Source organism: Pseudoclavibacter sp. Z016 (assembly GCF_002931215.1).
GTDB lineage: Bacteria > Actinomycetota > Actinomycetes > Actinomycetales > Microbacteriaceae > Pseudoclavibacter.
On the sequence record NZ_PSTU01000008.1, the window covers coordinates 1 to 13,182 of the forward strand.

General features: G+C 70.5%; 12 protein-coding genes. 6 read left to right on the top strand and 6 right to left on the bottom strand.

Features of this window, described 5'->3' with window-relative positions; all coding sequences use genetic code 11:
• Positions 1–64 precede the first annotated feature (64 nt).
• Positions 65–1,402, bottom strand: a complete 1,338-nt coding sequence (locus C5B99_RS03750; protein ID WP_181064933.1) for an LCP family protein — start codon at positions 1,400–1,402, stop codon at positions 65–67.
• A gap of 199 nt (positions 1,403–1,601) precedes the next feature.
• Here C5B99_RS03750 and C5B99_RS03755 point away from each other — a divergent pair, with 199 nt between their 5' ends.
• Both C5B99_RS03755 and C5B99_RS03760 read left to right on the top strand, forming a co-directional pair.
• The gene (locus C5B99_RS03755) at positions 1,602–3,203 is read left to right on the top strand and encodes an APC family permease (protein ID WP_181064934.1); all 1,602 of its coding nucleotides are present in this window, start codon (positions 1,602–1,604) and stop codon (positions 3,201–3,203) included.
• Positions 3,204–3,247: 44 nt separating this feature from the next.
• On the top strand, positions 3,248–4,018 hold the full coding sequence (locus C5B99_RS03760) for a fumarylacetoacetate hydrolase family protein (protein ID WP_104240461.1): 771 nt from the start codon (positions 3,248–3,250) through the stop codon (positions 4,016–4,018).
• Between the two features lie 105 nt (positions 4,019–4,123).
• On the opposite strand, the gene C5B99_RS03765 is transcribed toward C5B99_RS03760, so the two are convergent.
• Genes C5B99_RS03765 through C5B99_RS03785 form a run of 5 tightly spaced genes read right to left on the bottom strand, consistent with a single transcriptional unit; the run spans position 4,124 to position 9,087 of the window.
• On the bottom strand, positions 4,124–5,152 hold the full coding sequence (locus C5B99_RS03765) for an ABC transporter substrate-binding protein (RefSeq protein ID WP_104240462.1): 1,029 nt from the start codon (positions 5,150–5,152) through the stop codon (positions 4,124–4,126).
• Between the two features lie 50 nt (positions 5,153–5,202).
• Positions 5,203–6,069, bottom strand: coding sequence for an ABC transporter ATP-binding protein (locus C5B99_RS03770; RefSeq protein WP_104240463.1), 867 nt, complete (start codon positions 6,067–6,069; stop codon positions 5,203–5,205).
• Entirely contained in the window at positions 6,066–7,136 is a 1,071-nt protein-coding gene (locus C5B99_RS03775) for an iron chelate uptake ABC transporter family permease subunit (RefSeq protein ID WP_258063029.1), read from the bottom strand. The genes C5B99_RS03770 and C5B99_RS03775 overlap by 4 nt, the downstream gene beginning before the upstream one ends.
• Complete coding sequence (locus tag C5B99_RS03780; protein WP_104240464.1) at positions 7,133–8,146, bottom strand: iron ABC transporter permease; 1,014 nt, start codon at positions 8,144–8,146, stop codon at positions 7,133–7,135. Before C5B99_RS03780 ends, C5B99_RS03775 begins: the two co-directional genes overlap by 4 nt.
• Entirely contained in the window at positions 8,143–9,087 is a 945-nt protein-coding gene (locus C5B99_RS03785) for a siderophore-interacting protein (protein WP_104240465.1), read from the bottom strand. Before C5B99_RS03785 ends, C5B99_RS03780 begins: the two co-directional genes overlap by 4 nt.
• A 159-nt stretch (positions 9,088–9,246) precedes the next feature.
• On the opposite strand from C5B99_RS03785, the gene C5B99_RS03790 reads away from it, so the two are divergent.
• The 4 genes from C5B99_RS03790 to C5B99_RS03805 are packed head-to-tail and all read left to right on the top strand — an operon-like array spanning position 9,247 to position 13,177.
• Positions 9,247–10,224, top strand: a complete 978-nt coding sequence (locus tag C5B99_RS03790; RefSeq protein WP_104240466.1) for a tripartite tricarboxylate transporter substrate binding protein — start codon at positions 9,247–9,249, stop codon at positions 10,222–10,224.
• 13 nt (positions 10,225–10,237) lie between these two features.
• Positions 10,238–10,750 (top strand): tripartite tricarboxylate transporter TctB family protein, encoded by a 513-nt coding sequence (locus tag C5B99_RS03795; protein WP_146081178.1) that lies wholly within the window; start codon positions 10,238–10,240, stop codon positions 10,748–10,750.
• Positions 10,747–12,255 (top strand): tripartite tricarboxylate transporter permease, encoded by a 1,509-nt coding sequence (locus C5B99_RS03800; RefSeq protein ID WP_104240468.1) that lies wholly within the window; start codon positions 10,747–10,749, stop codon positions 12,253–12,255. Before C5B99_RS03795 ends, C5B99_RS03800 begins: the two co-directional genes overlap by 4 nt.
• Positions 12,224–13,177 carry a sugar kinase gene (locus tag C5B99_RS03805; RefSeq protein WP_258063030.1) on the top strand — a complete coding sequence of 318 codons (954 nt, stop codon included), beginning with the start codon at positions 12,224–12,226 and terminating at the stop codon, positions 13,175–13,177. The genes C5B99_RS03800 and C5B99_RS03805 overlap by 32 nt, the downstream gene beginning before the upstream one ends.
• The last annotated feature ends 5 nt before the right edge of the window (positions 13,178–13,182 follow it).

Genomic DNA, 13,182 nt, shown 5'->3' on the forward strand with positions numbered 1-13,182 from the left:
GCGTTGCACAGGGGGTGTTGCGCAGCTCGGGTGGGCGTTGCAGAGCGGGGGCGGGGCGGCGAGGTCAGCTCGCGCAGGTGGTGTCCTCTGCCGTCCGGCCCACGATGTCGTCGGAGAGGGTCAGCGGCTCGCCGGGCGCGGCAGCCGCGTCGTCCGGTTGCGTCGCGTCGTCGGGCGGTTCCGGGCCTTCCTGCTCGCCGTCGCCATCGGGGGCATCCCCGGCGGGTGCATCCGCTGCCTGGTCATCCTGGAACGACAGCGGCTGGTCGGCGCGGAGGGTCGCGAAGATGGCGTCGGTCTCCGCCGTGATCGGCTCGACTCGGTTCGGGTCCGCCCAATAGGGCGCGACGGGCAGCTGCAGCATGACGATGCGGTCGAGGTCGACGTTCGCGAGCGTCTGCGCGAGCGCGACGAGGCTGCTCGGCTGCGCGAGGGCCTCGTCGACGGTCATGGCCTTCGACGCGGAGTCGGCGAGCCCGTAGAGGGCCCCCGGGTTGGTGAGCGTGCCGCCGCTCGTGACCTTCCGAGCGAGGGAGGCGAGGAACGCCTGCTGGGCCTGGATGCGCCCCAGGTCGCTCCCGTCGGCGAAGCCGTGCCGCGTGCGCAGGAACGCGAGGGCCGCCTCGCCCTGGAGGCTGTGGGTGCCCGCGGTCATGTACAGCCCCGAGTAGTCGTCGGCGATGTCGTTCTCGACGCACACGTCGACGCCGCCGATGGCCTCCGTGATGCCGATGACGCCGTCGAAGCCGACGACGATGAAGTGGTCGATGTCCAGGCCGGTGAAATCGCGGATCGTGTCGAGCGAGCAGAACGGCCCGTTCTCGAGCGCCCCGTTGATCTGCGCGGCCTCCTGCGCTGGCACCACGGCACCGTCCGGGGTCGTGCATTCCGGGGTCGGCAGCATCGTGTCTCGGGGAATGCTGATGAGGGTCGCGTCCTCGCGATCGGCCGACACGTGCAGCAGCATCATGACGTCGGACCGCGCCCCGCCTGCCTCCCCGTAGTCGGCGCTCGACTGCCCGTCCCTGGAGTCGGAGCCCATGATGAGGATGTTAACGGCGCCATCCCATCCGGAGATCTCGGTGCCCGTTCCGTCCGCTCGACCCACGGCGTTGTCGGCGAGGTTGCCCACGACCTGGAAGTAGGTCGCCGAGATGAAGCCGATGCCGGCGACCATGGTCCCGCAGACGGCCGCCGCGGCGGCGACCATGAGGCGGCGTCGCACGAACTTCGAGCTCGTGCGCCTGTGCCGCGAGACGTGGCGCCCGCTGCCGGTGATCGGGCGGCGAGGTCCAACCGCCGGTGTCCGCCTGGAGGACCGGGTTCTGGGCTGCGGCTCGTCGTCGCCGCCGCCGTTGAGCAGGGTCTCGATCACGGGATGCGGATCTGTGGGCCTCTTCATGGTCCCTCTCGCTCGAGGTCGATGCCCGCCGTCGGTCAAGGGAGGGGCGATATCTGACAACTGCCAATGTCTCGCGAGGCGCGGCGCAATGCAAACCGAGCGCCGCCCCGGAGGCCCCGGCCGTTCTGTCGATTCACGCAATGTTTCCGGGCCGTTTCGGCCCATTGACGGTTCTCCGGGGATGGGCCATCATCACCAAATGACAACATCGGAAACCGCAGCGGCGGCGAAGCTCAACGAGGAGCTGCATGGTGGGGGACTGAGCGCGAAGGGCCTCTCCGCCGGCAAGGTCGGGGTGCTCGGGGCGGCCGTCATCGGCGTCTCCTGCATCGCGCCCGCCTACGCCGTCACGTCCGGCCTCGGCCCCACCATCGCGCAGGTCGGCGTCTACACGCCCGCCATCATGCTCGTCGGGTTCATCCCGATGCTGCTCGTCGTGTTCGGCTACCGGGAGCTCAACACGGCGATGCCGGACTCCGGCACCTCGTTCACGTGGGCGACCCGCGCGTTCGGGCCGTGGATCGGGTGGATGGGCGGATGGGGGCTCATCGCCGCGACCGTCCTCGTGCTCTCGAACCTCGCGGCCGTCGCCGTCGACTTCTTCTTCATCATGCTGGCGCAGATCTTCCAGAACCCGGAGCTCGCGGACCTGACGCGCGTGCTGTGGATCAACATCCCGATGACCGTCATCTTCACTGCCCTCGCCGCGTGGATCTCCTACCGCGGCGTCGAGTCGACGAAGAAGGTCCAGTACGTCCTCGTGGTCGTGCAGCTCATCGCCATCGTCTGGGTCATCATCGCGGCGTTCGTGCACGTCGGGAACGGCACCGCGTTCGACGCGACCCCCATCGAGCTGTCGTGGTTCAACCCGTTCGAGGTGGGCTCGCTCGCCGCGATCTCCGCCGGCGTCTCGCTGTCGATCTTCCTGTTCTGGGGCTGGGACACGGTCATCACGATGAACGAGGAGGCGAAGGATCCGGAGAAGACCCCGGGCCGTGCCTCCATGCTCACGATCTTCGTCATGGTCGCGATCTACGTGCTGATGACGCTTGCGGTCCTCGCCTACGCGGGTATCGGCGAGGAGGGCCTCGGTGCCGGCAACCCAGACAATCAGGAGAGCATCCTCGCCTCCCTCGCGGAGCCGATCATGGGCCCGTTCGCGCTGCTCATGACGGTCGCCGTCATGTTCAGCTCGGCGGCCTCGCTGCAGTCGACGATGGTGTCGCCCTCTCGCACGCTCCTCGCCATGGGGCATTACGGGGCGCTGCCCAGGTCGTACGCCAGCGTGAGCCCCCGCTTCAAGTCGCCGTCGGTGGCGACCATCGCCTCGGCGGCCGCGGCGATCGTCTTCTACATCGTGCTGCGGCTGCTCTCCGAGAACGCCCTCTGGGACACCATCGCGGCGCTCGGCCTCATGGTGTGCTTCTACTACGGCGTCACGGGGCTCGCATGCGTCTGGTACTTCCGCCGCTCGCTGTTCTCCTCGACGCGGAACCTGTTCTTCCGGTTCCTCTTCCCACTGCTCGGCGGGCTCGCGCTGCTCTACTTCTTCTTCGAGACCGCCAGGGCGTCGCTGTCGCCGTCGTTCGGCTCGGGCTCCGCGGTCTTCGCGACGAGCTACGACGCCGACGGCATCGCGCAGGACGGCATCGGCCTCGTATTCGTGCTCGGGGTCGGCGTGCTCCTGCTCGGCGTCGTGCTCATGGTCGTGCAGTACGTCCGCAGCCCGGGGTTCTTCCGCGGCGAGACGATCAAGACGGGCGCGGATGGCGACGCGGAGCCTGCGCCGGCGCTGCAATGAAGCGGCTCGGCGCGGGCTCGGCCGCGCCGCTGTAGGCTGGCACGGTGAAGATCGCGCGCTTCGAATACCAGGGTCAGCTCACTTTCGGCATCCTCGACGAGGAGGAGAAGGTCTACGTCAAGCTGGCGGGTGACCCCCTCTACCTCGGCTACGAGACGCTCGACGAACGCATCCCGATCGACCAGGTGCAGCTGCAGTCGCCCGTGCTGCCGCGCTCGAAGGTGATCGGCTTCGGACGCAACTACGCGGAGCACGCGAACGAGCTCGGCAACGAGGCCGCCGAGGTGCCCATGATGTTCCTCAAGCCGAACACCTCGGTTATCGGCCCCCGCCACCCGATCGTGCTGCCGCCCCAGTCGGAGCGCGTCGACCACGAGGCGGAGCTCGCCGTCGTCATCGGCCAGGTCGCCCGCAACGTGCCGGCCGCCGACGCGGCTCAGGTCATCTTCGGCTACACGATCGCGAACGACGTCACGGCCCGTGACCTGCAGAAGAGCGACGGCCAGTGGGCTCGCGCGAAGGGCTTCGACTCGTTCTGCCCGCTCGGCCCGATCATCGAGACCGACTTCGACCCCTCGAAGGGCCGCATCACCGCTGAGGTCAACGGCGAGCTGCGCCAGGAGGGCGACCTCTCGCAGATGATCACGTCGGTCGCGAAGCTCGTCGAGTACGCGTCGAGCGTGTTCACGCTGCTGCCGGGCGACATCATCCTCACGGGCACGCCCGCGGGCGTCGGTCCGCTCGCGAAGGGCGACACGGTCACCTGCACGATCGAGGGCATCGGCTCGCTCTCCAACCCCGTCACCGCGCGCTAGGCGCTCGGTCGGGCAGAACCACCGCTGCCAGTCAGATGCGCCCCCTCGGCTTCCGAGAGGGCGCATCTGACTGGCAGCGTTCTGCGTGGGGGTGGGCCCCCGTCGCTAGCTCTTCGCGACCGCGGTCGCCGTGGCGAGCTGCTCGACGAGCATCGGGAGGAAGAACGGGATGGAGAGGGCGGTCGGCGAGATGGCCGCGCCGTTCTCCTCGCCCACGAGCGCTGCGACGGCGCCCTTGGAGACGGCGGGGATGAGCTTCGTGCGGTCCGAGGTCAGGAACGTCTGCAGCTGCTCCTCGGTCTCGGTCTGGGTGAAGACGACGTCCGCGTCGATCTTGTCGAGGTTCTCGCTGGAGACGGTCGTCGAGAACGTCGACTCCCCGGTTGCGAGTTCCGCGACGGATGGTGCGCTCGTGAAGCCGAGGTCGGTGAGCAGCTCGACGCGCGGGTCGTTCTCGAGGAGGAGGTAGAAGGTGTCCACATCCTCGGACGCGTAGGCGATCGTCGTGCCTTCGAACTCGGGGTGCTCGGCGGCCTGATCGGCGACCTGCTGGTCGAGGTCGGCGAGGATCTCGTTGGCGTCCGCCTCGAGGCCGAGGGCCTTGCCGGTGTCGGTGATGACGTCACGCCACGGCGTCGACCAGATCGCTTCCTCGGGGGCGACGACGGGCACGCCGGCCGCGGTGACGGCGTCGTACTCCTCCTGCGTGAGCCCGGAGTAGGACGCGATGAACACGTCGGGGTCGGTGGCGAGCAGCGCCTCCACGGAGAGCTCGTAGGTGGCGTTGTCGAGGATGACGGGGGCTTCGCCGCCGAGCTCCTCGATCTTGTCGGAGACCCACGGCGCGATGCGGTCCTCGCCTCCGCCGTAGTCCATCGATGCCATGGCGACGGGGACGATGTCGAGCGCGAGGACCGCGTCGGTGACGCCCCATCCCCACGTCGCGACGCGGGTCGGCGCCTCTTCGATCGTGGTGGTGCCGTACATGTGCTCGAAGGTGACGGGGAAGCTCGCGGCGTCGCCCGGTGCGGCGGCCGCGTCGCTCGTGTCGGTGGCGGCGGGGGCGCAGGCGCTGAGTGCGAGCGCCGTGACCGCCACCGCGGCGGCGGCGATCGGTCGGAGGGTGCGGTTCATGGGGTGGTTCCTTTCGTGCGGATGCGTGAAGAGCTGGGGGTGGAGAGGGGCTACTCGGGCTCGCTGCCCGTGTGGGCGCCTCCCGGGACGGGGACGATGAGGGGTGTTCTGGTGAGGGGGTCCGGCATGACAAGCGCGTCGAGGGCGAAGGCGTCGGCGACGACCTCCTTCGTGAGCACCTCGGTGGGGGAGCCGTTGGCGACGATGCGACCGTCGCGCATCACGATGAGCTCGTCGGCGTAGCGGGCCGCGAGGTTCAGCTCGTGCAGGACGACGACGATGGTGGTGCCCTCGCGCCGGTTGAGGCTCACGAGCAGGTCGAGGACCTCGAGCTGGTGGCTGAGGTCGAGGAACGTCGTGGGCTCGTCGAGGAGGAGCACCTTGGGGTTCTGCGCCAGGGACATGGCGATCCAGACGCGCTGCCGCTGCCCGCCGGACAGGTCGCCGACCGGTCGATCGGCGAGCTCCGCGACGCCGGTGCGGCGCATGGCCTCGTCGACGTGCTTCGTGTCGGCGGTTCCCCAGCGGTCGAAGAGTCCGCGGTGCGGGTGCCGGCCTCTCGAGACGAGCTCGGCGACCGTGAGTCCGTCGGGGGCGGTCGGATGCTGGGGGAGCATCCCGACGGTCTGCGCGAACCGGCGCCTGGGGATGCTGGCGGCGTCGACGTCGTCGAGCTGCACGCTGCCGGCGAGGGGCGAGGTGAGGCGCGCGAGCACGCCGAGGAGGGTGGATTTACCGCAGGCGTTGGCGCCGATGATCATCGTGATGCGGCCCGGGGTGATGTCGAGGTCGAGTCCTTCGATGACGGTGCGGCCGGGGTAGCCGGCCGAGAGGCCGCGCGCGGAGAGGCGCGGCCCCGCTGGCGCTGCGGCGGTGGGGTCGACCCAGGCTGCGGGTGCTTGGTGGTCGCCGGTCACAGCTGGCGTCCTTTCGTCGAGGCGAGGAGCCAGAGCAGGAACACGGCGCCGACGGCCCCCGTGACGACTCCGACGGGCAGTGAGGTGTCCGGGATCGCGAACTGCGCGACGAGGTCGGCGCCCGTGAGGAGAGCGGCCCCCGTGATCGCGCTTGTCCCGACTCCGATGGAGCCGTGGCCGAGCAGGGACCTGGCGATGGCCGGTGCGCAGAGCGCGATGAACGAGATGGGCCCCGCGAAGGCGCACGTGACGGCGGTGAGCAGCACGGCGGAGACGACGGCGATCATCCGCACCCGGCTGGTTGTGACGCCGAGCCCGGCGGCCGTGGATGCGCCGAGCTGGGTGATCGGCAGCCAGCGCGCGGAGATGAGCACGGCGGGGAGGAGCGCGACGGCGACGACGGCGACGACGGTGAGGTGCCACCACGCGGTGGAGGCGAGGGAGCCCGTGACCCAGAGCAGCGCGGCCTGAGCGAGCTCGACCTGGCTGCGGACCATGAGGTAGTTCATGATGGCGACGGTGAGGAACGAGATGCCGATGCCGGCGAGGATGAGCCGGAAACCGGCCTCGCCTCGCCTGCCTGCCGCGAGGAGCAGGATGGCGGCGACCGCGAGCCCCCCGGCGAAGGCGGCGACCGCGAGGATCGGCCCGGTGACGCCGAAGATGAGGAGCAGGAACACGGCTGCGACGCTGCTGCCGCCGCTGATGCCGAGGAGGTCGGGGCTCGCGAGCGGGTTTCGGAGCACGCCCTGCAGGAGGGCGCCGGCGACGCCGAGGCAGGCGCCGACCAAAACGCCCATGAGCACGCGCGGGAGCCGCACCTGGAAGAGCACGTAGGACTCGAGGCGGTCGCCGCCCCCGAGCAGGGTGCGCGCGAGCTGCTCGAGGGTGAGCGGGTAGTCGCCGGTCGTGACGCCGAGGAGGACGACGGCGATCAGAGCCACGGTGACGCCGCCGACGACGAACCCGCGGCGCCGTCTGACGCGGGCTCGCACCGCCTCGAGCGGCGACTCGGAGCCGCGGAGGGGCGCTGCCGTGTTCTTCGGGAGGACATCGCGGGCGGTCACAGGGCCACCTGCTTGCGGCGGAGGACCAGCGCGATGAGCACCGGGGCGCCGACGAAGGCGACCACGACACCGGCCTGGACCTCGCCCGGCGGCGCGATGACGCGGCCGACGATGTCGGCGATGAGCAGCACCGCGCCGCCGAGGGGCGTGCCGATGAGGAGGAGCCGCCGGTAGTCGTCGCCGACCATCGCGCGCAGGGCGTGCGGCACGAGGAGCCCGATGAAGACGATGGGCCCGGCGATCGAGGTGGCCCCGCCGCAGAGCAGCACGGTCGCGAGGATGCCGAGCGCGCGCGTGCGCGGCACGTTCTGGCCGAGGCCTGCCGCGGTGTCGGCGCCGAGGGCGATGAGGTCGAGGCCGCGCGCGCTCGCGATGGCGATGATGCCGCCGATGAGCAGGGGGATCGCGACGACGGCGACCGTGTCGAGGCCGCGCGAGGTGAGGCCTCCGACCTGCCAGTAGCGGAAGACGTCGAGCGCCACGATGGAGGTGGTGAGGATGAGGGTCGTCACGGCGGTGAGGCCGGCGGTGACGGCGGCGCCCGTGAGCGCGAGCTTCGCCGGATTGTCGCCGTCCGGGCCGCGCGTGCCGATGACGGCGACGACGACTGCGGCGACGGCAGCCCCAGCGAAGGCGAACCACACGAACCCGGTGGGTGCGGAGATGCTGAAGAACGTGATGGCGACGAGCACGGCGACGGAGGCACCCGCGTTGATGCCGAGGAGCCCCGGGTCGGCGAGGGGGTTGCGCGTGATCCCCTGCATGAGGGTGCCGGCGACGGCGAGCGCCGCGCCGGCCAGGACGCCGATGAGGGTGCGGGGGATGCGCTGGTCCCTGACCACGGTGTGGTCGGCCAGGTCCGGGTTCGGCGCGAGCAGGGCATCCACGACCACGGATGGCGCGACGGTGCGGGCCCCCACGAGGAGGCTCACGATCACGGCGACCAGGAGCAGGGCGACCGCCCCGACGGCGACGAGGCGGACGCGGCGCGCGCGTGCGCCCGCGATCATTCCTGGTGCTCGGACTGGCCGAGTCGCCAGTACCCCATGAAGGCGACGCGCTTGCGGTCGACGCCGTTGGTGGTCACCAGGTGGCGGCGGAGGGTCTTGATGGTGGCGGCCTCGCCGGCCATCCACGCGTAGAACTCGCCTTCGCCGTCCTCTGGGCTGTCCCAGAGGAGGTCGACGTCGACGTCGATGTCGGCGATCTGCTGCGGGCGGGGGGCCGCGGCCTGCGCGAGCGCCTCGGGGGAGTCGAGGCACCACTGCTGCAGGGCTTGCGTCAGCCGGGCGCCGTGGGCGGCGCCGTCGCGGGGCAGCCAGGTGATGCGGAAGCTGGCGGGCACGTCGATGGGGATGATGTCGGCGCTCGTGGGCACCTCGAGGAGCGCATCCACCTCGCACCGGTCGCTGAGCGATTCGAGGATCGAGCCGATCGCGGGAACCGCGGTCTCGTCACCCGCGAGCAGGAGGCGCTTGGCGGTGCCGGGATGCCAGTCCGCGCCGAGGTGCGAGTGCTCGCTGCGCTGGTCGGGGCCGACGATGACGAGGTCGTCGCCCGGCTTCGCGTTCTCGGCCCAGGCGCCCGCCGGACCCGCGCCGTGGTGCACGACGAAGTCGACGTCGATCTCGCGAGCGTCCGGGTCGACGCGGCGCACCGTGTAGGTGCGCAGGGGGCTGCGGCGTTCCGTGGGGGTCGTCCGCCAGCGCTCGTACCAGAGGCCGGCGTCGAGCACCTCTGCGTCGCGCTGCCCGAAGTCGCTGGTCGTGCCGTCCGCCATGGGGAGGATGAGCTTGATGCGCTGGTCGAGTCCGGTCGTGCCGAAGTGCTCGAAGTCGTCGCACGTGAAGGTCACCCGGGTGAATGCGGGAGCAAGGCGCTGCACTGCTCTGACCTCGGCGCAGTACGGCCGGTAGGCGGGGCGGGTCTGAACAGCAGTGGAAGCACTCACCGAGCAAAGATAAGCCTTGCCTTACCCCTGCGTCCAGTTCTGGAGACGATCTTCGGCTTCCACTTGCGTGCTGCTTTCGGGTTTCATACGATGTGTGCAGTTACTGCAACCGCGTTGCAACATATGCAACACATTCCCAACGAAGTGGATGGAACCCCGATGAAGCGACGTCCTTCGAAACTGGCGCCCCTCGCGCTGCTCGCCACCGCGGCGACCGTGCTCTCCCTCTCCGGCTGCGCGAACCGCGCGGGCGGAACCGCAGGTGGCGAGGAGTTTCCCTCGCAGGCCATCACGTTCTACACGCCGACGCAGGCCGGAGGTGCGACCGACCTCACCGCCCGCACCCTCGCGACGCAGCTCGAGTCCGAGCTGGGCCAGTCGATCGTCGTCGACAACCGACCCGGCGGTGCCGGCTCCGTCGGCATGCAGCACGTCGCCGGCCTCGCGGCTGACGGCTACTCGATCATGGTCTTCCCCGTCGAGGTGAGCATGCTCGGCCACCAGGGGTACGACATCGACCCCGCCAGCTACGACTTCCTCGGCATCGTCAACGAGCAGCCGGGCACGATCGCGGTCCCCGCGAACAGCCCGTACCAGACGCTCGAGGAGCTCGTCGCCGCCGCGGCGGCGAGCCCGGGCAGCGTCACGATCTCCAACGCCGGCCCCGGCTCGATCTGGGAGGCCGGGGCGACCGAGCTCGGCAACGTCGCCGGTGTCGAGTTCCAGGGCGTGCCCTTCGACGGCGGCGCCCCCGCGGTCACGGCAGCTGTCGGTGGCCAGGTCGACGCAGTCGTCGCCGGCATCGGCGAGACCGCTCCCGCTGACGAGGACGGGCGACTCCGCGTGCTCGCCGTCTTCACCGAGGAACGCGCCCCCGCGCTGCCTGACGTGCCGACGGCGGGCGAGCAGGGCTACGACGTCGTCATCGGCAGCTGGGCCGCCGTCGGCGCGCCGACCGGGCTCGACCCCGCGGTCAAGGAGTCGCTGCAGGCGGCGCTCGAGACCGCGGCCGGCAGCTCCGAGTACGTCGAGCTCATCGAATCGGGCGGCAACATCCCCGTGTTCATCCCCGGCGACGAGGCGACCGACTTCGTGAAGGCCGAGAACGAGCGCTTCGCAGAGCTGTTCGGCGAGTAGAGGCGTGACCGTCATGGATAGATCAGTCGAGGCGAACCCGCTCGACGTGGCGCTCGGCGTCGACGAGGAGACCACCGAGTCTCGGCCCGTCAGCCGGCGGCGGGACATGCTCATCGCGGCGGGTGTGATCGCCGTCGGCGGAGCATCCATCGCCCTGGCCGTCGCCGTCGTCCCGGCGACGGGCGGCGACCCGTTCGGCCCGCGCTGGTGGCCGACCGTGCTCGGCGGGGCGATCGTGCTCCTCGGGGCGCTGCTCGTCGGGGTCGCCATCCGCAAGCCGGATGCGCCGAGCGAGGACGCCCCCACGAAGCGCGGCATCTCGCGGATGCTCCTCATGCTCGCGGCCATCGCCGCCTACGGCGTCGCCTGGTACTTCCTCCACTTCGTGATCGTCACGCTGCTCCTCGCCGCCGGACTCACGTTCGTGCTCGGTGGCCGCGGCTGGCGCGACCTCGCGCTGTTCCCCGTCATCGTGACGGTCGTGCTCTACGGGGTCTTCGGGCTCCTCCTGGGGGTGCCGCTGTGAACGGCATCACGGAGGGGCTCGGCGCGCTCCTCGACCCCACGATCGCGCTGTGCCTCATCATCGGCGTGCTCCTCGGCACGCTCGTGGGCGCCATCCCCGGCATCACGGCCACGATGGCCGTCGCGCTCGCGGCCGGCTTCACCCTCACCCTCGAGCCCCTCCAGGGTCTCGCGGTGCTGCTCTCCATCTACATCGCCGCGCAGTTCGGCGACCGGGTTCCGTCGATCCTCATCAACACGCCTGGCACCCCCGCCTCGATCGCGACGACCTTCGACGGGTATCCCCTCGCGAAGCAGGGCAAGGCCGGCATCGCGCTGACGAGCTCCGCGCTCGTCTCTGCCGTCGGCTCCTTCGCCGGCATCCTCATCCTGCTGTTCCTCGCGCAGCCCATCTCGGGCTTCGCGCTGAGCTTCGGGCCGATCGAGATGTTCGCACTCGTCGTGTTCGGGCTCACCATGATGATCGGCGTCTCCGGCGACCGCGTCATGAAGGGCCTCGCAGCCGGAGCCTTCGGCCTGTGGCTCGGGACGATCGGCAACGATCCCATCTCGGGCGACCAGCGCTTCACGTTCGGCATCCCGGAGCTCTCGAGCGGCGTGCCGTTCATCGCCGCCATCATCGGCCTCTTCGGCATCGCCGAGGTCTTCAACCAGGTCATCTCCGCCAAGAGGGGCCCCGAGCCGCAGCCCATCACGCAGCTCGGCAAATGGTGGCCGAACAAGGCGGAGCGCAAGCTGCTGCGCAAGCCGACGGCCATCGGCACGGGAATCGGCGCCGTCGTCGGCGTCATCCCGGCGGCCGGCGGCGACATCGCCGGCGTCATCGCTTGGGACCAGGCGCGCCGCGCCTCCAAGACCCCCGAGAAGTTCGGGAAGGGCGCACTCGAGGGAGTCGCGGCCGCCGACAGCTCGAGCACCGCGACGATGGGCGGATCGGTCACGACGACCCTGTCGCTCGGCGTGCCAGGCGACTCGGTCATGGCCGTCATGCTCGGCTCCATGATCGTGTGGGGGCTCCAGCCGGGGCCGAGCCTGTTCGCGAACCGGCCCGATCTCGTCTTCAGCCTCTCCGCGATCATGCTCATCGCCACCGTGCTGGCGCTGGCCCTCGCGCTCGTGCGCATGCGCGGCGTCGTCAAGCTGCTCGCCATGCCGAAGCGCTACCTCTCGGTTGTCATCGTCACCTTCTGCATGGTCGGCACCTTCGCCGTCTCCAACTCGGTGTTCGACGTCGTGCTCATGTTCGCCTTCGGGCTCCTCGGGCTCGCGATGCGACGCTTCGGCTTCCCGCCGGGGCCCCTCGTGCTCGGCCTCATCCTCGGGCCGCTCGCGGAAGGCAACCTCCGGCGTGCACTCCTCATCGACGGCTACGGAGCGGTCTTCACGAGCCCCATCGCGCTGACGCTCATCATCCTGAGCATCCTCGCCGTTCTCGCCCCGCGCATCCGCGCCCTGCTGAAAGGACGGTCGACGCGTGAGCGCACCGAAGAGCCCATTCTCAAGTAGCGCCGTGCTCGCGAACGCCCCGCGCGCCGGTCGCGTGCTGTGCCTGGGCGAGACCATGGCCATGGTCACGCCGACCCACGTCGCCCCGCTCAGGGAAGCCGTGAGCTTCGCCGTCAAGGCCGGGGGCGCGGAGTCGACGGTCGCCATGTACCTCGCCGACTCCGGCGTCCCCTCCAGCTGGGTGAGCTGGCTCGGCGACGACCCACTCGGGTGGCGCCTCCTCGACGAGGTGCGCGCGAGCGGCGTCGACGTCGCAGGCGTCCAGCTCGTGCCGGGGGCGCCCACCGGCGTCTACTTCAAGGACCCTGGCGACGGGGAGACCACCGTCTACTACTACCGGGCCGGTTCGGCCGCTTCGCGAATGGATGCGACCGTGCTCGCCCAGCTCGACTGGGAGGGCGTCGCCGCCCTCCACGTGACGGGCATCACCGCCGGCCTCTCGGCAAGCTGCTCGGCGATGCTCGAAGCCGTCATGCTCGAGGCGCGGCGGCGCGCCATCACCGTGTCGTTCGACGTGAACTACCGGCCCGGGCTCTGGAGCATCGAAGCCGCGGGGCCGCGACTCGCGGCGCTCGCAGCGCTCGCGGACCTCGTGTTCGTGGGCCGTGACGAGGCAGAGACGCTGTGGGGCGAGGGCCGCCCGGCGACGCTCCACTCGCGGCTCGGGCTGCCCGGCAGCCTCGTCGTGAAGGACGGCAGCGTCGGCGCAACCGAGGTCACTGTCGTCGACGGCAGCGTGTCCTCGGCGTTCGTGCCAGCGCATCCCGTCGACGTCGTCGAAGCCGTCGGGGCGGGCGATGCCTTCACGGCCGGCTACCTCGGTGCGATGCTTGGCGGCGAGCCCGTCGATGCGTGCTTGAACCGAGGGCACGGGCTCGCCGCCCGAACCCTCGGCAGCACACACGACTTCGTCCCGGCCTGATCGGA